Consider the following 18,764-nt stretch of genomic DNA (forward strand, 5'->3'; position numbering starts at 1 on the left):
CCTTCGGGAGGGAGTGGCGGCCCGTTTCGCGTGTCCGGAACACGCGTGATTCCCTGCGTGACGGAACATTACGACGGCATTCGTAACAATTGCCCCGCTCGGCCAGCATGGGGACCATGACTGCCCTCCTGCCTGCGTCGCGCGCTGCCGACGCCCCGAGATCGGCGGGCCTGGCACAGGCCGTGCGACTCGAGGGCATCGAGCGGGCGTTCCCGCTGCCGCAGGGACGCCGCGAGGTCCTGCGCAGCGTCGACCTCGATGTCGCCGCGGGTGAGATCGTCGCCGTCGTCGGTCCATCCGGATGCGGCAAGTCGACCCTCCTCCGTCTTGTCGGCGGACTGGACACCCCGACCAGCGGCAGCATCCGCCTCGACGGCACCGGCGTCGCCGACGTCGACGAGCGCACCGCGATCGCCTTCCAGGAGCCGCGGCTGCTGCCCTGGCGCACCCTGGCGCAGAACGTCGAGCTCGGTCTCCCTCGCGGCACAGCTCGCCGACCGGGGCGCGATCGCGTGCGTGAACTGCTGCATCTCGTCGGTCTCGAGCACGCGGCGGATCAGCGTCCTCGCGAGGTCTCCGGCGGCATGGCGCAGCGCGCCTCGCTCGCCAGGGCCCTGGCGCGCAACCCCGGGGTGCTCCTCCTCGACGAGCCGTTCGGCGCCCTCGACGCGCTCACTCGTCTTCGCATGCACGACCTGCTGCTGAAGATCCATGCCGCCGAGCCCACCACGATTCTCCTCGTCACCCACGATGTCGAAGAGGCCCTCTATCTCGCCGATCGCGTGCTGCTGCTTCGCACGCTGACCGGAGACACCGGCGATGCCGCGCCCTCGATCGCCCGAACGGTCGCCGTGCCCGGCATCCGCCCCCGAGACCGCGCCGATCGCGGCCTCGCCGACCTGCGCGCCGAGCTCCTCGAAGGACTCGGCGTCGACACCCACCACCGCATCACCGAGGAGACCCGATGAGCACCATCACCCGCCGAATCATCCCCGCGATCGCCATCGCCGGGACGATGATGCTCGTCGCGACCGGCTGCGTCGCCGGCGAGAACGCCAAGGCCGATGCGCCTGAGAAGGACCGCACCGCCGAAGCAACGGAGTGGTCGGCCGACACGCTGTCCATCGACTTCGCCACGTACAACCCGCTCAGCCTCGTCATCAAGGACCAGGGCATCCTCGAGGAGATCCTCGGCGACGACGTCGAGGTCGAGTGGATCCAGTCCGCCGGCTCCAACAAGGCCAACGAGCTGCTGCGCTCGGGTTCGGTCGACGTCGGCTCCACCGCGGGTTCCGCCGCGCTCCTCGCCCGTGCCAACGGCTCGCCGATCCAGGTCATCGACATCTTCTCGCAGCCCGAGTGGTCGGCGATCGTCGTCGGCCCCGACAGCGACATCACCTCCGTGGAGGACCTCAAGGGCAAGTCGGTCGCGGCGACCAAGGGCACCGACCCCTACTTCTTCCTTCTCCAGGCGCTCGAAGAGGGCGGTCTCTCGCTCACCGACGTCGAGGTGCAGAACCTGCAGCACGCCGACGGTCGCGCCGCCCTCGACGGCGGATCCGTCGCCGCCTGGGCAGGGCTCGACCCGATCATGGCCGCAGCGGAGGCGGAATCGGGCGACAAGCTCATCTACCGCAACGTCGACTTCAACACGTACGGCTTCCTCAACGCCACCGAGGACTTCATCACGAACCACCCCGACCTGGCGCAGGCCGTCGTCGACGCCTACGAGAAGGCGCGTGAGTGGGCGCTCGAGAACCCCGAGGAGACGGCGGCACTGCTCGCCGAGGTGGCCGGCATCGACATCGACGTGGCGACCACGGTCATCGAGGAGCGTTCGAACCTCGACGTCAGCGGCGTCCCGGGTGACGACCAGATCAAGGTTCTCGAGAAGATCGCTCCGGTCCTCGTCGAGTCGGGCGATGTGCAGGGCGGCAAGGACTCCGTCGACAAGGCGCTCTCATCGATCGTGAACTCGACGTTCGCCGAGAAGGCGGTCGGCGGCGAGTGACCGCTCCCGACCAGCGGGTCATCGTCCCGGCGGACTCGAGTGAGGCTCTCGACGTCGCGAAGGGGGTGCGACGGCGCCCGGATGCCGGTGCGCGTCGCACTTGGGACCGCCCGGCCGTGCGCATCCTCGCCGGACTCGTGCTGCCCGCCATCATCCTGGTCGCCTGGCAGGTCGTCACGACATCCGGGCTCATCGAGCCGTACCGCCTCCCCGCGCCGGCGTCGGTCTTCCTCGCGGGCGTCGAGCTGGCTGAGACCGGCCAGCTCTGGACACACATCGCGATCTCGGTGCAGCGTGTTCTTCTCGGCTTCGCGATCGGGTCCGTGATCGGCCTCGCCGTCGCAGGTCTGGTCGGACTGTCACGCCTGGGCGACGTGCTCCTCAGCCCGACGCTCGCCGCACTGCGAGCCGTACCGTCTCTCGCCTGGGTGCCTCTTCTGATCCTGTGGATGCAGATCGGCGAGGAATCCAAGGTCACGCTCATCGCTATCGGGGCCTTCTTCCCGGTGTACACGACCGTCGCCTCGGCGCTGCGCCACGTCGACCCGCACCTCGTCGAGGCCGGAAGGTCGTTCAGCCTGCACGGCTGGTCGCTGTTCCGGACGGTGCAGCTGCCCGCCGTCGTGCCCTCGGTCGTCTCCGGCCTGCGTCTCGCTCTCGCCCAGGCCTGGCTGTTCCTCGTCGCGGCGGAGCTGATCGCCTCGTCGATGGGACTCGGCTTCCTGCTGACCGACTCGCAGAGCACCGGCCGTGTCGACCGCATCCTGCTCTCCATCGTGCTGCTGGCTCTGCTCGGCACCATCACGAACGGCATCCTGGCACTGCTGGAGAAGTACCTGCTCAGAAGATGGACGTGACCGTGACAGAAGCCCGACTCCAGGAGTCGCGTGTCTATGCGCCCCCTGCCGGCTTCGACGAGCAGGCGAACATCGGCGTCGAGGCGTACGAGCGCGCCACCGCCGACCCGATCGCGTTCTGGGAGGATGCCGCGCACCGGCTCGACTGGTTCGAGCCGTGGCACACCGCGCACGAGTGGGAGCCGCCGACCGATGGAGCGATCCCCGCGGCGCGATGGTTCCTCGGCGGCACGCTCAACGTCGCGTACAACTGCGTCGACCGGCACGTCGCCGCGGGCCGCGGAGACAAGGTCGCCCTCCACTTCGAGGGAGAGCCCGGCGATCGCGCCTCGGTCACCTACGCGGATCTGCAGCGCCGCGTGTCCCAGGCGGCGAACGCGCTCCTCGCGCTCGGCATCCGCCCGGGCGATCGCGTGGTCATCTACCTCCCGGTGCTCGTCGAGACCGTGGTGGTCACGCTCGCCTGCGCGCGCATCGGCGCCGTGCACTCGCTCGTCTTCGGCGGGTTCTCGGCCGAGGCTGTGCGCTTCCGGCTGGAGGACACCGGGGCCAAGCTGCTCGTCACGAGCGACGGACAGTTCCGCCGGGGCACGGCCACCGAGGTGAAGTCGACCGCCGACATCGCCGCGGCCGACCTGCCCGACCTCGAGCACGTCCTCGTGCTGCGCCGGACCGGCCAGGACGTCCCCTGGACCGACGGCCGGGACGTCTGGTGGCACGACGTCGTCGACACGGCCTCCACCGAGCACCAGGCGCAGCCGTTCGCCGCCGAGCATCCGCTCTTCATCATCTACACCTCAGGGACGACCGGGAAGCCGAAGGGACTCGTCCACACTTCGGGCGGCTACCTGACGCACGCGAGCTGGGCGCACTGGGCGCACTTCGACGCGAAGCCCGACGACGTGCACTGGTGCACGGCCGACCTCGCGTGGGTGACCGCGCACACCTACGAGATCTACGGTCCGCTCTCGAACGGCCTCACCCAGGTCATCTACGAGGGAACGCCCGATGCGCCGCACCGGGAGCGCCACCTCGAGATCATCGAGCGCTACGGCGTCACCGTCTACTACACCGCGCCGACGCTGATCCGCACCTTCATGACCTGGTTCGGCGCCGACCTGCCGACCGGGCACGACCTCTCCACGTTGCGCCTGCTGGGCACCGTCGGCGAGGCCATCAACCCCGAGGCGTGGGTGTGGTTCCGCCGGAACTTCGGCCGCGACGAGCTGCCGATCGTCGACACGTGGTGGCAGTCCGAGACGGGTGCGGCGATGATCGCTCCGCTGCCGGGGGTCACGAGCCTCAAGCCGGGCTCGGCGACCGTTCCGCTGCCGGGCATCGACGTCGCCGTGGTCGACGAGCAGGGACGCGAGGTCGCTCCTGGGCGGTCGGGCACGCTGGTCGTGCGGCGGCCCTGGCCGGGGATGGCGCGCACGGTGTGGGGGAACCCGCAGCGGTACCGTGACGCCTACTGGTCGGCGTACGCCGGACACGGCGAGTTCGGCGGTTACTACGTCGCCGGCGATGGAGCCACCCGCGACGTCGACGGATACATCTGGATCCTCGGACGCCTCGACGACGTGGTCAACGTCTCGGGGCACCGGCTCTCGACCATCGAGATCGAATCCGCGCTCGTCGCCCACGACACGGTCGGCGAGGCGGGCTCCGCCGGAGTCGCCGATCCGGTCACCGGCCAGGCCGTCGTCGCGTTCGTGACGCCGTCGGGTCGCGCTGAGGTGACGCCGTCCGATCTCCGCGCCCAGGTCGCGCAGGCCATCGGACCCGTCGCCAAGCCGAAGCACGTCGTGGTGGTCCCCGACCTCCCCAAGACCCGTTCGGGCAAGATCATGCGCCGACTGCTGGCACAGTTGTGGGAGGCCGAGCAGGATCGCCGCGCCGGCCGCGAACCGCAGGCGCTCGGCGACACCACCTCGCTGCAGAACCCCTGGGCCGTCGACGACATCGCCGACGTGCTCGCTGCCGCCGAACTCACCCCACGGTCTCACTGACCACCCCGAACTGAGGACAGCATGACGGAAGAACACCGCTTCGGATTCCGAACCAGGGCCCTCCACGCGGGCGGGACCCCCGACGCGTCGACCGGCGCCCGCGCCGTGCCGATCTACCAGACGACCTCGTTCGTCTTCGACGACGCCGCGGATGCCGGGAACCTGTTCGCCCTGCAGAAGTACGGCAACATCTACTCGCGCATCGGCAACCCGACGGTCGCTGCCCTGGAGGAGCGCCTGGCCTCGCTCGAGGGCGGCATCGGCGCGGTCGCTACGGCATCCGGGATGAGCGCGGAGTTCATCACCTTCGCCGCACTTGTCGGCGCAGGGGACCACGTGCTCGCTGCCGCGCAGCTCTACGGCGGCACGGTGACGCAGCTCGACGTGACTCTTCGGCGCTTCGGCGTCGAGACCACCTTCGTCGCTTCGACCGACCCCGCCGACTACGCCGCCGCGATCCGGCCGGAGACCAAGGTCGTGTACGTCGAGATGATCGGCAACCCCTCGGGGGAGATCGCCGACATCGAAGGGCTGGCCGCCGTCGCGCATGAGGCGGGAGTGCCTCTCGTCGTGGATGCGACGCTGGCGACGCCGTACCTGGCTCGTCCGCTCGAGCACGGTGCCGACATCGTGATCCATTCGGTGACGAAGTTCCTCGGCGGTCACGGCACGACCCTCGGCGGCGTGGTGATCGAGAAGGGCACGTTCGACTGGGGCAACGGCAAGTTCCCGCAGATGACCGAGCCCGTCGAGTCCTACGGCGGCATCAAGTGGTGGGACAACTTCGGCGAGTACGGCTTCCTGACCAAGCTGCGCTCCGAGCAGCTGCGCGACATCGGCCCGGCACTCAGCCCGCAGTCCGCGTTCAACCTGCTCCAGGGCGTCGAGACGCTGCCGCAGCGGATCGACGCGCACCTCGCGAACGCGCGCATCGTGGCCGACTGGCTCGCGTCCGACCCGCGGGTCGCGTACGTCACGTGGGCGGGACTCGAGGGGCATCCGCACCACGAGCGCGCCGCGAAGTACCTTCCGCTCGGGCCCGGCTCGGTCTTCGCGTTCGGCGTCGCCGCGGAGGACGGCCGTGCGGCGGGGGAGACGCTGATCGAGAACCTGCAGCTCGCCTCGCACCTCGCGAACATCGGGGATGCGCGTACGCTCGTGATCCATCCGGCGTCCACGACCCACCGCCAGCTCACCGAGGAGCAGCTCGTGGCTGCCGGTGTGCGGCCCGACCTCATCCGCATCTCGGTGGGACTCGAGGACGCGGACGACATCATCTGGGACCTCGATCAGGCCCTCACCACGGCGACGGGACAGAAGCGATGAGCGCGACGAACACTCCGGCGGATGCCTGCGTCGTTCCGGCCGTGACGGATGCCGCGGCGTGCGCGCTGCCCGGCGTCACGCCTGCTGCGGCGGGGCGGACGTGGGTCGGACCGAATCAGCAGGAGCGGTTCGCACTGCTCCGCCGGGCGAAGTCCGTGGCGATCGTCGGCGCGTCGAACAACCCGGCACGCGCGTCGTTCTTCGTGGCGACGTACCTGCTGTCGAGCACCGCCTATGACGTGTACCTCGTGAACCCGCGCGAGACGGAGATCCTCGGTCAGCCCGTGTACGCCTCCCTCGCCGACCTTCCCGTCGTGCCCGACGTCGTCGACGTGTTCCGTCGCCACGACGATCTCCCCGGTGTCGCACAGGAGGCGATCGACGTCGGTGCCAAGGCGCTCTGGCTGCAGCTCGGCTCGTGGAACGAGGAGGCCGCCGCCCGTGCGGAAGAGGCAGGGCTCTCGGTCGTCATGGATCGCTGCATCAAGATCGAGCATGCGCGATTCCACGGCGGGCTCCACCTGGCGGGCTTCGACACCGGAGTGATCAGCTCCCGTCGCCAGCTCCTGTCGCGGTGAGGTCGGAAGCCTCCGAACTCTAGACTGGCCGCATGCCTCTCATCGCACTCACCGGCGGCATCGCGTCCGGGAAGTCGACCATCGCGCGACGCCTGGCGGAGCGCGGAGCGATCATCGTCGACGCCGATCAGATCGTGCGCGACGTGCAGTCTCCCGGTTCGCCGGTGCTGACACGCATCGCGGAGGCCTTCGGCCCCGAGGTCATCACCTCGGACGGCGCCCTCGATCGGGCAGCGCTCGGCGCCAGGGCCTTCGGCGACCCCGAGCTCCTGAAGCAGCTGAACGCCATCGTCCACCCCGCGGTGCGGGAGGAGTCGCAGCGGCGGTTCGAGCAGGCCTTCGCCGACGACCCGCAGGCCGTTGTCGTGTACGACGTGCCGCTGCTCGTCGAGGCCAGGGTCGATGATCCGTGGGACCTGATCGTCGTCGCCCATGCCCCGGCATCCGTACGACGGGATCGACTGGTCGAGCTGCGGGGAATGGACGAGAAGGCTGCCCAGGAGCGGATCGACGCGCAGGTCTCCGATGAGAAGCGCCTGGCGATCGCCGATGTCGTGATCGACACGGCGGGCGATATCGCGGAGACGCACGCGCAGACCGACGCCCTCTGGGAGCGGATCCGGGGGCAGTGACCTTCTCCGGCCACGCGCCAGGATCCCGCGAGTACCGGCGCCTCATCATCGGCCTGTTCTTCGCCGGGATCGCGACCTTCGCGCAGCTGTACTCGGCGCAGGCCGTGCTTCCGCAGATCTCGGCGGACCTCGCTGTCAGTCCCGCGACGGCGGCGCTCAGCGTGTCGGCCGCGACGCTCGGTCTGGCCCTGGCCGTCATCCCGTGGTCGACGGTCGCCGATCGCATCGGGCGGGTGCCGGCCATGGCGACGGGTGTGCTCACCGCGACCCTGTTCGGTCTGGTGGCCCCGCTGAGCGGCGAGATCACCGTGCTCCTCGCGCTGCGGTTCGCGGAGGGCGTCGCGCTCGGGGCGGTCCCGGCCGTCGCCCTCGCCTACCTCAGCGAGGAGGTTGAGGGGCGCCACGCCGCCACGGCGGCGGGGAGCTACATCGCCGGCACGACCGTCGGCGGACTGCTCGGGCGCATCGTGTCCGGCATCGTGGGAGAGTTCGGCGGGTGGCAGGCCGGCGTCCTGAGCGTCGCAGTGCTGTGCGCGGCGGCCGCTGTGCTCTTCCTCTGGCTCACACCCCGCGCGAGGGGATTCGTGCCGGGGCGCCTGCGAGACGTCCGCGGCCCCGGCATCCGGGAGCGGCTGCGCGCGCCGCTGCGCTCCACCCTGCAGTGGGCGCTGTACGCACAGGGCTTCCTGCTGATGGGCGCCTTCGTCGCGGTCTACAACTACCTGGGGTTCCATCTCTCGGCGGAGCCGTTCGACCTTCCCTCGTGGCTGGTGACCCTGCTCTTCCTCGCGTATCTCGCCGGCACCGTGTCGTCGCCGTGGGCGGGCGCCCTCGCATCCCGGGTCGGTCGCTTCCCGGTGCTGCTCGTATCGATCGGCGTCATGGCGGCAGGCGCGGGTCTGCTGCTCGTCCCCGTCGCGGCCGTGGTGCTCGGGGGACTCCTGCTGTTCACTGCCGGCTTCTTCGGCGCACACGCCGTGGCCTCGGGATGGACGCCGGTCGCTGCGGATCCGGCGAGCAGGGCGCAGGCCTCGTCGCTCTACTACTTCGCGTACTACGCGGGTTCCAGCCTCTTCGGCTGGCTGCTCGGCCTCGTCTTCGGTGCGGCGAGCTGGAGCTGGTTCGTGGCGGCCGTCGTGGCGATGTGCGCCGCTGCCGCCCTCGCCGCCTGGTCGGCCCTGCGAGGAGTCCCGACCGGTCGAGGATGACGTTCAGGCTCTGGGAGGATCGTCCCATGCAGCAGGAATATCTCGAGGCCTACGACAGCGAGCTGCGCACCGGCGCGGAGATCACGAACGCCCTCCAGGTGACGGAGCACGGTCCCCTGCATCTCGCGACCCTGCCCGGCGGTCAGGGGTTCATCACCTACGCGGATCTCGGGGGAGCGGATGCCGACGGCATCGCCGCCCTGGTGGACGCGTCCGTCGCGCACTTCCTCGGGCTGGGCGGGATCGCCGCGGTCGAGTGGAAGACGCGTGGGCACGACCGTGCTCCCGGGTTGCACGACAGCCTCGTCGGCCGGGGCTTCGTGCCCGAGGATCCGGAATCGATCATGATCGGCGAGGCTCGTCTGCTCGCGCAGGCCGTCGAGATCCCCGCGAGCGTGGAGATCCGGCGCGCACGGACCGACGCGGAGGTGCTCGCCGCCGGCGAGATGCAGGGGCAGGTGTTCGCCGACGCGGATTGGCGTGCGCGTGCGGAGGCGCTCATCGCCCGTCTGCGGGCGGACGACGCGGTCGAACTGTGGATCGCGGTGTCTGAGGGCGCGGTGGTGAGCGCCGGTCGGCTGGAGCCGGTCGCCGGAACGGCCTTCGCCGGTCTCTGGGGTGGTGCCACGCGGCCCGAATGGCGCGGCCAGGGCATCTACCGAGCGCTCACGGCGGCGCGGGCACGGTCGGCTCTGGATCGTGGGTTCCGTTACCTGCAGTCGGACTCGACCGAGTTCTCCCGTCCGATCCTCGAGCGGTCGGGGCTCGTGAAGGTCTCGACGACGACTCCCTACGTCTGGACGCTGCCCTCGGACTGACTGGAGCCCTTCTGCCTGCGCCGTCGTGCCGCTCGCCGCAGCACCACGATCGCCGTGACGATCAGTCCGACGAGAAGGATGCCGGCGATCACCGGCACGATGATCGCCGCGGCCGCGAGGGCGAAGGATGTGCCATCCTCGACCGTGCTCAGCACTGGGGCTGCGAGCCCTCCGGTCGTGGCGTTCGCGGCGAGGCGCGCCGTCGCCTTGAGCACGTGCACGGCGAGCGCGATCACGATGCCGGCCGCGAAAGGAACCCAGGTGTTGTCCGCGAAGAACGATGCCGGATCGTCGACGGCGATCGTCTGAGCGCCGGCGCCCGCTCCGAAGGCGATGCCGCCTGCCGCCGGACGGATGATGCTCTGGATGACGTCGTTGATCGAATCCAGAGCCGGGATCTTGTCGGCCACGATCTCGAACACGAGGAGCGCGCCGATCACCCAGAGCGCCACGTCGCTGGACAGCCATGACCAGCCGGCCGGGAGTGCCATCGCAGGGAGCAGCCGATCCGCGAGTCCGAGCAGGAACAGCGGCATCCACGCGTTCAGGCCCGCAGCGGCGGCGAGGCTGGAGCCGATGATGAACTCGATCACGCGCCCCACTCTAGGGCCGGAGACCCCGCTCCCATCCAGCTCGGAGGGTGGCGTTGATATTCTGATATGAGGCGTGGGGACGCCCAGGGGAGCGTCTGCTGGGGATGGATTTTCTGCGCCGGGAAGCAGGACATGACTGACGACAACCCCGGGATCTCTCGTCGCACGATGGTCAGGGGTGCGGCCTGGTCGCTGCCGGTGATCGCTGTCGCCACCGCGGTCCCGCTCGCGGCAGCGAGCACCGGCGGCACGGTCAACAGCGAGGCGAACTACTACTGGGATGCCGAGGCGCAGGGCGCGTTCACGACCCTGGTCGCGGCGCAGGACGGGCTGCGGGCGACCTTCAGCACGCAGATCAGCTATCGCGCCACCCCCTGGGTGAACCCGCCGGCTGACGCGTCGCTCGTCGTCGTGGTCGTCTTCGATTCGCCGGTCACGATCGACGCGGGTTCATCGATCGGCGGCTGGTCCGCCACGCCGGGTCTCGGAAGCACCGCGAGCTCGTTCACGTTCGTCGCCACGCCTTCCGGTTTCGGCGGGGCGCTCACCTTCAACGTGGTCGGATCCGCGCCAGGACCGCTCACGTCGACGGCGACGATGAGCCTCCTCAACGGCGGAACGACGACGTGGGCGCAGGAATCGTCGGCGGAGACGGCCACGCTCATCTCCTGACGGCCTCGATGTCGGAGGGGCGGCATACGCTGGAGACATGCAAACCACGCGTAGCGTCCGCCCCTTCGAGGTCATCAGCGAGTATGCGCCCGCCGGTGACCAGCCGCAGGCCATCGCCGACCTCGCTGGACGCATCAACGCAGGCGAGACCGACGTGGTGCTGCTCGGCGCGACCGGTACCGGAAAGTCCGCGACGACGGCCTGGCTGGTCGAGCAGGTGCAGCGCCCCACACTCGTGCTCGCGCACAACAAGACCCTCGCGGCGCAGCTCGCGAACGAGTTCCGCGAGCTCATGCCGAACAACGCGGTCGAGTACTTCGTCTCGTACTACGACTACTACCAGCCTGAGGCCTACGTGCCGCAGACCGACACCTTCATCGAGAAGGACTCGTCGATCAACGCCGAGGTCGAGAGGTTGCGGCACTCGACGACGCAGTCTATGCTCAGCAGGCGAGACGTCATCGTCGTGTCGACCGTGTCGTGCATCTACGGCCTCGGCGCGCCGGAGGAATATCTCCGCGCGATGGTCGCCCTGCAGGTCGGCGAGCGATACGACCGCGACGCGCTCATCCGTCAGTTCATCGCGATGCAGTACAACCGCAACGACGTGGACTTCTCGCGCGGAAACTTCCGCGTGCGCGGCGACACGATCGAGATCATCCCGGTCTACGAAGAGCATGCGATCCGCATCGAGCTCTTCGGCGACGAGATCGAGGGACTGTACTCGCTGCATCCGCTGACCGGAGAGGTGATCGAGAAGCTCGACTCCGTGCCGATCTTCCCGGCCTCGCACTACGTCGCCGGCACCGACGTGATCCAGCGCTCCATCGGCACGATCGAGCACGAGCTCGAGGAGCGGCTCGCGGAGTTCGAGCGCCAGGGCAAGCTGCTCGAAGCTCAGCGGCTGCGGATGCGCACCTCGTTCGACCTCGAGATGATGCAGCAGCTCGGGTTCTGCTCAGGCATCGAGAACTACTCGCGGCACATGGACGGCCGCATGCCGGGGGAGCCGCCGCACACGCTGCTCGACTTCTTCCCCGACGACTTCCTCCTGGTGATCGACGAGTCGCACGTGACCGTGCCCCAGATCGGTGCGATGTACGAGGGCGACGCCTCGCGCAAGCGCACGCTCGTCGACCACGGGTTCCGTCTGCCGAGCGCGATGGACAACCGTCCGCTGCGCTGGGATGAGTTCAAGAACCGCATCGGTCAGACCGTCTACCTCTCGGCGACCCCGGGCAAGTACGAGATGGGTATCGCCGACGGCATCGTCGAGCAGATCATCCGACCGACCGGTCTGGTCGACCCGCACATCGTCGTGAAGCCGTCGAAGGGCCAGATCGACGATCTGCTCGAGGAGATCCGCCTGCGGGTCGAACGCGACGAACGCGTGCTGGTCACGACGCTCACCAAGAAGATGTCCGAGGAGCTCACCGACTTCCTCGGCGAGCACGGCGTCCGGGTGCGGTACCTGCACTCCGACGTCGACACCCTGCGCCGTGTGGAGCTGCTCAGCGAGCTGCGGGCCGGCGTCTACGACGTGCTGGTCGGCATCAACCTGCTGAGAGAGGGACTCGACCTCCCCGAGGTCTCCCTCGTCGCGATCCTCGATGCCGACAAGGAGGGGTTCCTGCGATCGGGAACCTCCCTGATCCAGACGATCGGACGAGCGGCTCGTAACGTGTCCGGCGAAGTTCACATGTACGCCGACAAGATCACCGATTCGATGGCCAAGGCGATCGAGGAGACCGATCGGCGTCGCGAGAAGCAGGTCGCCTACAACCTCGAGCACGGCATCGATCCGACACCGCTGCGCAAGCGCATCGCCGACATCACCGAGGTGCTGGCGCGCGAGGGCGCCGACACGGCCGACATGCTCTCGGGACGCGGGCGTCAGTCGGGGAAGGGCAAGTCTCCGACGCCGAACCTCCGGCGCACCGGCATCGCAGCCGAGGGGGCGCAGCAGCTCGAGGCGACGATCCAGGATCTGTCGAACCAGATGCTCGCCGCCGCCGCGGAGCTCAAGTTCGAGCTCGCCGGCCGCTTGCGCGACGAGGTGCAGGATCTCAAGAAAGAGCTCCGAGCGATGGAGCGCGCCGGGCACGCGTGACCGGAGGCTGACGGATGGACGCTGCAGGGGAAGAGCTCGCCGACCGCGTCAGAGCGCTGCTTCACGTCGGAGGCGACGTCGAGGAGAAGCGGATGTTCGGCACTCGGGCTTTCCTGCTTGAAGGGCGCATCCTCGTGGGCGCGCGGAAGAACGGCGTCCTTCTGGTTCGGGTCGACGAGGAGAGCGGAGCCGCGCTCCTCACCCGGCCCGGCGTCGCCGTCGCCGTGATGGGGGCGAAGACCATGGGCAACAGCTGGCTTGACGTGTCACCGGGTGTGCTGGCCGACGATGACGACCTCATGTTCTGGCTCGACGCCGCACGCGAGGCGAACGGAGCCTCGAGGCGCGAGTGACCCGAGCGCCATGTGGCGACGCGTGAGGCTACGGGCAGTGCACCAGGGTCTTCGGACCGCTGCGGTCGATCTCGTGCTCCGTCATCGGTGCGCCGCACAACGGGCAGGCGCGCTCGGCGCGTTCCGCCGCGCTGGGCGGGGGAGTCTTCTCGTAGGGGCCGACGGAGGCAGGGCCGGCGAACCGGATGAGGTTGGTGTTCACCCAGGAGTAGAGCCCACCGGCTTCGCGGATGCGAGTGCGAAGAGGAGCGCGGTCAGGGTCGTGTGCCATGTTCATTAGTGTACTAACCATTAGTGTCGATGTATAGTCGCCGTGTGACGGCATCCGATGATCTGCTCCGGCTCGAGAACCAGCTGTGCTTCGCCCTGGTCACCGCGGCACGCAACGTGGTCGCGATCTACCGGCCCATCCTCGAACCGCTCGGGCTCACTCATCCGCAGTATCTCGTGATGCTCGCACTCTGGGAGCGGTCACCGCGCACGCTCAACGATCTCGCGGTCGACCTCGCGCTGGAGCCGGCGACGGCGTCGCCCCTCGTGAAGCGTCTGGAGGCGGAAGGGCTCGTCGTGCGCCAGCGCAGCACCGAGGACGAACGGCGCCTCGAGATCACCCTGACCGCCGCCGGCACAGCACTGCGCGATCGGGCGATCGACGTGCCTCGTCAGGTCATGGCTGCCGTGGGGATGGATGTCACCGAGGTCTCCGCTCTGCGCGACGGTCTCGGCCCCTTCGCCGGGCGCCGTCCCGACCTCGGCTGAGCGTACTCACAGGGTGCGCGGAGCCGATGTCCGTGGCCCCTCGTAGACTTGACCGGTGCCTATTGTCCCCGTTGCCACCCCAGGAAAACTCAGCGTTCGCGGTGCCCGAGTCCACAATCTCAAGAACGTCGACATCGACATTCCGCGCGACTCGCTCGTCGTGTTCACCGGCCTGTCCGGTTCCGGGAAGTCCAGCCTCGCGTTCGACACGATCTTCGCCGAGGGCCAGCGTCGCTACGTCGAATCGCTGAGCGCCTACGCGCGCCAGTTCCTCGGTCAGGTCGACCGTCCCGACGTCGATTTCATCGAGGGCCTGAGCCCGGCGGTGTCGATCGATCAGAAGTCCACGAACCGCAATCCGCGGTCGACCGTCGGCACGATCACCGAGATCTACGACTACATGCGTCTGCTGTGGGCGCGCATCGGCATCCCGCACTGTCCGGAATGCGGCGAGAAGATCCAGCGCCAGACCGTGCAGCAGATCGCCGACCAGCTTATGGAGCTGCCCGAGCGGACGCGCTACCAGATCGTCGCGCCGATCGTCTCGCAGAAGAAGGGCGAGTTCGTCGACCTGTTCCGCGAACTCGGGGCGAAGGGCTACTCTCGCGCGATCGTCGACGGAGACCTCATCCAGCTCGCCGAGCCGCCGACGCTGAAGAAGAGCTACAAGCACGACATCGCCGTGGTCGTCGACCGACTCGTGGCGTCCGACGACATCCTCAGCCGCGTCACCGACTCGGTCGAGACCGCGCTGGGCCTCGCCGGCGGCGTCGTCCAGGTCAACTTCGTCGACGGCGAGGGCGACGACGCCTGGCAGACGTTCTCCGAGAAGCTGGCCTGCCCGAACGGGCACGCCCTCACGCTCACCGAGATCGAGCCGCGCACCTTCTCGTTCAACGCGCCGTTCGGCGCCTGCCCGGCCTGCTCCGGGCTCGGCACGCGCATGTCGGTCGACAGCGACCTGATGCTCGGCGACACCGACCTCTCGATCCGCGAAGGTGTCATCATCCCGTGGACCACGCAGGGCAAGGGCCTGTTCCAGTATTACGAGCGCCTGCTCGAAGGGCTCTCCCGCGACCTCGACTTCTCCCTCGACACGCCCTGGCACAAGCTCCACTCCGATGTGCAGGACGCGGTCCTCCGCGGCGAGAACTACAAGGTGACCGTGAAGTGGAAGAACCGGTACGGGCGCGAGATGCGCTACGCGTCCGGCTTCGAGGGCGTCGTCCCGTACATCGAGCGGCAGTACCTGCAGGCTGAATCCGACACACAGCGCAGCCGCTGGGGCGAGTACCTCCGCGAGGTGCCGTGCCCCGTCTGCGACGGCAACCGTCTCAAGCCCGAGGTGCTGGCCGTGCAGGTGCACGGCCACTCGATCGCCGAGGTCTCGCACCTGAGCCTCTCCGACGCCCGGTTGTTCATGGAGACGCTCACGCTGACCGACCGTGAGGCGCAGATCGCCGCGCAGGTCCTCCGCGAGATCCGTCTCCGCCTCGACTTCCTTCTCCAGGTCGGGCTCTCGTACCTCAACCTCAGCCGGTCGGCAGGTTCGCTCTCCGGAGGCGAGGCGCAGCGCATCCGTCTCGCGACGCAGATCGGCTCCGGGCTCACCGGCGTCCTCTACGTCCTCGACGAGCCGTCCATCGGCCTGCACCAGCGCGACAACCGCCGTCTCATCAACACGCTCATCAAGCTCCGCGACCTCGGCAACACGCTCATCGTGGTCGAGCACGACGAGGAGACCATCGAGGCGGCCGACTGGGTCGTCGACATCGGTCCCGGCGCCGGCGTCAACGGCGGCGCCGTCGTGCACTCGGGGCCGTACTCCGCCCTGCTCAACGACAGCGAGTCGATGACGGGGCAGTACCTCTCGGGGCGTCGCGAGATCCCGATGCCGAAGAAGCGCCGGAAGATCGACAAGAAGCGCATGCTCAGCGTCGTCGGCGCCCGTGCCAACAACCTGCAGAACGTCACGGCCGACTTCCCGCTCGGCGTCCTGACGGCCGTCACCGGTGTCAGCGGGTCGGGCAAGTCGTCCTTGGTGAACGACATCCTGTACCAGGTGCTCGCCTCGAAGCTCAACGGTGCTCGTACGGTTCCGGGCAAGCACACGCGTGTGACCGGACTCGACAACCTCGACAAGGTGGTGCACGTCGACCAGGCGCCGATCGGCCGCACGCCGCGGTCGAACCCGGCGACCTACACCGGTGTGTTCGACCGCATCCGCACGCTCTTCAGCGAGACGCCCGAGGCGAAGGTCCGCGGGTATCTTCCCGGACGTTTCAGCTTCAATGTCAAGGGCGGGCGCTGCGAGGCGTGCTCGGGTGACGGCACGATCAAGATCGAGATGAACTTCCTGCCCGACGTGTACGTCGACTGCGAGGTGTGCCACGGCAAGCGGTACAACCGCGACACGCTCTCCGTGCACTATAAGGGCAAGAACATCGCCGAGGTGCTCGAGATGCCGATCGAGGAGGCCGCTGACTTCTTCGAGCCGATCCAGGCCATCCACCGCTACATGAAGACGCTCGTCGACGTGGGGCTGGGCTACGTCCGGCTCGGCCAGTCGGCGACCACGCTCTCCGGCGGTGAGGCGCAGCGCGTCAAGCTCGCGACCGAGCTCCAGCGCCGCAGCAACGGACGCAGCATCTACGTGCTCGACGAGCCGACGACGGGACTCCACTTCGAAGACGTCCGCAAGCTGCTCGAGGTGCTCAACGGCCTCGTCGACAAGGGCAACACGGTGATCGTCATCGAGCACAACCTCGATGTGATCAAGTCGGCCGACTGGGTGATCGACCTGGGACCTGAGGGCGGATCGGGCGGTGGGCAGATCATCGCCACCGGCACCCCGGAGCAGATCGCACGCGTCGAGGAGAGCCACACCGGGCTGTTCCTCGGCGAGATCCTGGGTGAGGGGCGCGCAGCGCGGAAGGCCAGCTGATGGCAGACGTCCTGCCGTACAAGCCGCGGACGGGGGAGATCCCGACCGACCCGGGCGTGTACCGGTTCCGCGACGCCGACGGACGCGTGCTCTACGTGGGTAAGGCGAAGAATCTGCGGCAGCGGCTGTCGAACTACTTCGCTCCGCTGCGCACGCTGCACGAGCGCACCCGCCGCATGGTCACCACCGCCTCCTCGGTCGAGTGGACGGTCGTGCCGACCGATGTCGACTCGCTCCAGCTCGAGTACATGTGGATCAAGGAGTTCGATCCGCCCTTCAACGTGCGCTACAAGGACGACAAGTCGTATCCGTTCATGGCGGTGACGCTCGCCGACGAGGCACCGCGGGTGATCGTCACGCGCAACCGCAAGATCCCCGGAGCGCGCTACTTCGGCCCGTTCCCCAAGGTCTGGGCGGTGCACGAGACCATCGACCTGATGATCAAGGCGTTCCCGATCCGCACGTGCAGCGACGCGAGTTACAAGCGCGCGATGCAGACCGGGAGGCCCTGCTTCCCGGGGCAGATCGGCAAGTGCGGCGGTCCGTGTTCGATGACGGTGACGATCGAGGAGCACCGCGCCATGGTCGACGACTTCGTCGCCTTCATGGCCGGCGGAGACGAGCGGTTCACCCGTGAGCTCACCAAGCGGATGCTGGCGGCCTCCGCCGCGATGGACTATGAGGCGGCGGCGAAGTACCGCGACAAGCTCGGTGCCATCGAGGCGGTGCTCGGCAAGAGCGCCCTGGTGCTCCAGCCCGACGAGGACGCCGACCTCTTCGGCATCGCCGAGGACGAGCTGGCGGCGGCGGTTCAGCACTTCGTGATCCGCGGTGGTCGCGTCCGCGGAGTGCGCGCGATGACGATCGAGAAGGAGATCGACATCACGACCGCGGAACTCGTGGACCAGGTGCTGCAGCGTGCCTACGGCGATGCGCAGGATGTGCCGCGTCGCATCCTCGTGCCGACCCTTCCGGATGACGCCGCGGAGCTCGAGGTGTGGCTGCGCGAGCGCCGGGGCAAGAAGACCGAGATCGCCGTGGCGCAGCGCGGCCAGCGCGCCGACCTGATGCGCACCGCGACACTCAACGCGCAGCAGGCCCTCATCCGCTACAAGACACGGCGCACCAGCGACTACGTCGCGCGCACCCAGGCCCTGACCGACCTGCAGAGCGCGCTGGGGATGAGCGAGGCGCCGCTGCGCATCGAGTGCTTCGACATCTCGCACCTCGGCGGCACGAACGTCGTCGCTTCGATGGTGGTCTTCGAGGACGGGCTCCCTCGCAAGGACCAGTACCGGTCGTTCGGGATCCCCGAGACCACCGACGACACCGACTCGATGTACCAGGTGCTGCGTCGACGCCTCGCCTATCTCGACCGTCCGGAGGAGCCGGTGGAGGAGCCCGGCGAGGAGGGCGTTGTGCGGCGGAAGCCGCGGTTCGCCTACCCGCCGCAGCTTCTGCTCGTGGACGGTGGCCAGCCACAGGTCGAGGCGGCTGCGCGCGCGCTCCGCGACGCCGGACACACCGAGATCGCCGTCTGCGGCATCGCCAAGCGCCTGGAGGAGGTGTGGCTCCCTGGCGACGACTTCCCGGTGATCCTGCCACGCACCAGTGAGGCTCTCTACCTCCTGCAGCGGCTGCGCGACGAAGCGCATCGATTCGCGATCACGCACCAGCGCAAGAAGCGCCGAGGCGACATCACGACGGTGCTCGCCGAGGTGCCGGGACTCGGCGCCTCGCGGATCAAGGTGCTCCTCAAGCACTTCGGCTCCGTCACGGCGCTGCGCGCTGCGCAACCCGACGAGATCCTCGAAGTCCAGGGAATCGGTCCCGTGCTCGCGCAGAACATCCACACGCACCTCTCCACTCGCTAGGCTGGAAGGCGAGGGGGAGA

17 protein-coding genes are annotated in these 18,764 nt (G+C 68.7%); 15 read left to right on the forward strand and 2 right to left on the reverse strand.

The features are described from left to right. The first annotated feature begins 116 nt into the window (after positions 1 to 116). The 9 genes from ABS642_RS01980 to ABS642_RS02020 are packed head-to-tail and all read left to right on the forward strand — an operon-like array spanning position 117 to position 9,439. Positions 117 to 968, forward strand: coding sequence for an ABC transporter ATP-binding protein (locus ABS642_RS01980; protein ID WP_350352066.1), 852 nt, complete (start codon positions 117 to 119; stop codon positions 966 to 968). Then, a complete protein-coding gene (locus tag ABS642_RS01985) occupies positions 965 to 2,011 on the forward strand; it encodes an aliphatic sulfonate ABC transporter substrate-binding protein (RefSeq protein WP_350352067.1) in 1,047 nt (348 codons plus the stop codon). Before ABS642_RS01980 ends, ABS642_RS01985 begins: the two co-directional genes overlap by 4 nt. After that, positions 2,008 to 2,868 (forward strand): ABC transporter permease, encoded by an 861-nt coding sequence (locus tag ABS642_RS01990; RefSeq protein ID WP_350352068.1) that lies wholly within the window; start codon positions 2,008 to 2,010, stop codon positions 2,866 to 2,868. Before ABS642_RS01985 ends, ABS642_RS01990 begins: the two co-directional genes overlap by 4 nt. After that, complete coding sequence (gene acs / locus ABS642_RS01995; protein WP_350352069.1) at positions 2,859 to 4,877, forward strand: acetate--CoA ligase; 2,019 nt, start codon at positions 2,859 to 2,861, stop codon at positions 4,875 to 4,877. Before ABS642_RS01990 ends, acs begins: the two co-directional genes overlap by 10 nt. A gap of 21 nt (positions 4,878 to 4,898) precedes the next feature. Further along, positions 4,899 to 6,203, forward strand: a complete 1,305-nt coding sequence (locus ABS642_RS02000) for an O-acetylhomoserine aminocarboxypropyltransferase/cysteine synthase family protein (RefSeq protein WP_350352070.1) — start codon at positions 4,899 to 4,901, stop codon at positions 6,201 to 6,203. Beyond that, on the forward strand, positions 6,200 to 6,781 hold the full coding sequence (locus ABS642_RS02005; protein WP_350352071.1) for a CoA-binding protein: 582 nt from the start codon (positions 6,200 to 6,202) through the stop codon (positions 6,779 to 6,781). Before ABS642_RS02000 ends, ABS642_RS02005 begins: the two co-directional genes overlap by 4 nt. 32 nt (positions 6,782 to 6,813) lie before the next feature. After that, entirely contained in the window at positions 6,814 to 7,413 is a 600-nt protein-coding gene (coaE, locus tag ABS642_RS02010; RefSeq protein ID WP_350352072.1) for a dephospho-CoA kinase, read from the forward strand. After that, the gene (locus ABS642_RS02015; RefSeq protein ID WP_350352073.1) at positions 7,410 to 8,621 is read left to right on the forward strand and encodes an MFS transporter; all 1,212 of its coding nucleotides are present in this window, start codon (positions 7,410 to 7,412) and stop codon (positions 8,619 to 8,621) included. The genes coaE and ABS642_RS02015 overlap by 4 nt, the downstream gene beginning before the upstream one ends. A gap of 26 nt (positions 8,622 to 8,647) precedes the next feature. Next, positions 8,648 to 9,439: a GNAT family N-acetyltransferase gene (locus ABS642_RS02020; protein ID WP_350352074.1), complete on the forward strand. Its 792-nt coding sequence runs from the start codon at positions 8,648 to 8,650 to the stop codon at positions 9,437 to 9,439. On the opposite strand, the gene ABS642_RS02025 is transcribed toward ABS642_RS02020, so the two are convergent. Continuing rightward, positions 9,412 to 10,032: a DUF4126 domain-containing protein gene (locus ABS642_RS02025; RefSeq protein WP_350352075.1), complete on the reverse strand. Its 621-nt coding sequence runs from the start codon at positions 10,030 to 10,032 to the stop codon at positions 9,412 to 9,414. The two genes, ABS642_RS02020 and ABS642_RS02025, sit on opposite strands and share 28 nt — an antisense overlap. A gap of 132 nt (positions 10,033 to 10,164) precedes the next feature. Here ABS642_RS02025 and ABS642_RS02030 point away from each other — a divergent pair, with 132 nt between their 5' ends. From ABS642_RS02030 to ABS642_RS02040, 3 genes are read left to right on the forward strand one after another with little or no spacing between them, the layout of a single operon-like run. After that, entirely contained in the window at positions 10,165 to 10,704 is a 540-nt protein-coding gene (locus ABS642_RS02030) for a hypothetical protein (protein ID WP_350352076.1), read from the forward strand. A gap of 37 nt (positions 10,705 to 10,741) precedes the next feature. Continuing rightward, a complete protein-coding gene (uvrB, locus tag ABS642_RS02035; RefSeq protein WP_350352077.1) occupies positions 10,742 to 12,814 on the forward strand; it encodes an excinuclease ABC subunit UvrB in 2,073 nt (690 codons plus the stop codon). A 14-nt stretch (positions 12,815 to 12,828) separates the two neighbouring features. Further along, positions 12,829 to 13,167, forward strand: a complete 339-nt coding sequence (locus tag ABS642_RS02040; RefSeq protein ID WP_350352078.1) for a TfoX/Sxy family protein — start codon at positions 12,829 to 12,831, stop codon at positions 13,165 to 13,167. A gap of 28 nt (positions 13,168 to 13,195) precedes the next feature. Here the strand turns inward: ABS642_RS02040 and ABS642_RS02045 are convergent, their stop codons facing one another. After that, positions 13,196 to 13,438 carry a hypothetical protein gene (locus ABS642_RS02045; protein ID WP_282216825.1) on the reverse strand — a complete coding sequence of 81 codons (243 nt, stop codon included), beginning with the start codon at positions 13,436 to 13,438 and terminating at the stop codon, positions 13,196 to 13,198. Between the two features lie 44 nt (positions 13,439 to 13,482). Between ABS642_RS02045 and ABS642_RS02050 the strand changes: the two genes are divergently transcribed. The 3 genes from ABS642_RS02050 to uvrC are packed head-to-tail and all read left to right on the forward strand — an operon-like array spanning position 13,483 to position 18,744. Further along, positions 13,483 to 13,926 (forward strand): MarR family transcriptional regulator, encoded by a 444-nt coding sequence (locus tag ABS642_RS02050; protein ID WP_282216826.1) that lies wholly within the window; start codon positions 13,483 to 13,485, stop codon positions 13,924 to 13,926. A 55-nt stretch (positions 13,927 to 13,981) separates the two neighbouring features. After that, complete coding sequence (gene uvrA, locus ABS642_RS02055) at positions 13,982 to 16,870, forward strand: excinuclease ABC subunit UvrA (protein ID WP_350352079.1); 2,889 nt, start codon at positions 13,982 to 13,984, stop codon at positions 16,868 to 16,870. Beyond that, positions 16,870 to 18,744, forward strand: a complete 1,875-nt coding sequence (gene uvrC / locus ABS642_RS02060; protein ID WP_350352080.1) for an excinuclease ABC subunit UvrC — start codon at positions 16,870 to 16,872, stop codon at positions 18,742 to 18,744. Before uvrA ends, uvrC begins: the two co-directional genes overlap by 1 nt. The last annotated feature ends 20 nt before the right edge of the window (positions 18,745 to 18,764 follow it).

It is taken from the genome of Microbacterium sp. A8/3-1, from assembly GCF_040267695.1.
In the GTDB taxonomy this organism is placed as follows: Bacteria; Actinomycetota; Actinomycetes; order Actinomycetales; family Microbacteriaceae; genus Microbacterium; species Microbacterium luteolum.

Coding starts and splice junctions, on each gene's coding strand:
- ABS642_RS01980 (WP_350352066.1), top strand. CDS start 117: ATGACTGCCCTCCTGCCTGCGTCGCGCGCTGCCGACGCCCCGAGATCG.
- ABS642_RS01985 (WP_350352067.1), top strand. CDS start 965: ATGAGCACCATCACCCGCCGAATCATCCCCGCGATCGCCATCGCCGGG.
- acs (WP_350352069.1), top strand. CDS start 2,859: ATGGACGTGACCGTGACAGAAGCCCGACTCCAGGAGTCGCGTGTCTAT.
- ABS642_RS02000 (WP_350352070.1), top strand. CDS start 4,899: ATGACGGAAGAACACCGCTTCGGATTCCGAACCAGGGCCCTCCACGCG.
- ABS642_RS02005 (WP_350352071.1), top strand. CDS start 6,200: ATGAGCGCGACGAACACTCCGGCGGATGCCTGCGTCGTTCCGGCCGTG.
- coaE (WP_350352072.1), top strand. CDS start 6,814: ATGCCTCTCATCGCACTCACCGGCGGCATCGCGTCCGGGAAGTCGACC.
- ABS642_RS02020 (WP_350352074.1), top strand. CDS start 8,648: ATGCAGCAGGAATATCTCGAGGCCTACGACAGCGAGCTGCGCACCGGC.
- ABS642_RS02030 (WP_350352076.1), top strand. CDS start 10,165: ATGACTGACGACAACCCCGGGATCTCTCGTCGCACGATGGTCAGGGGT.
- uvrB (WP_350352077.1), top strand. CDS start 10,742: ATGCAAACCACGCGTAGCGTCCGCCCCTTCGAGGTCATCAGCGAGTAT.
- ABS642_RS02040 (WP_350352078.1), top strand. CDS start 12,829: ATGGACGCTGCAGGGGAAGAGCTCGCCGACCGCGTCAGAGCGCTGCTT.
- ABS642_RS02045 (WP_282216825.1), bottom strand. CDS start 13,438: ATGGCACACGACCCTGACCGCGCTCCTCTTCGCACTCGCATCCGCGAA.
- uvrC (WP_350352080.1), top strand. CDS start 16,870: ATGGCAGACGTCCTGCCGTACAAGCCGCGGACGGGGGAGATCCCGACC.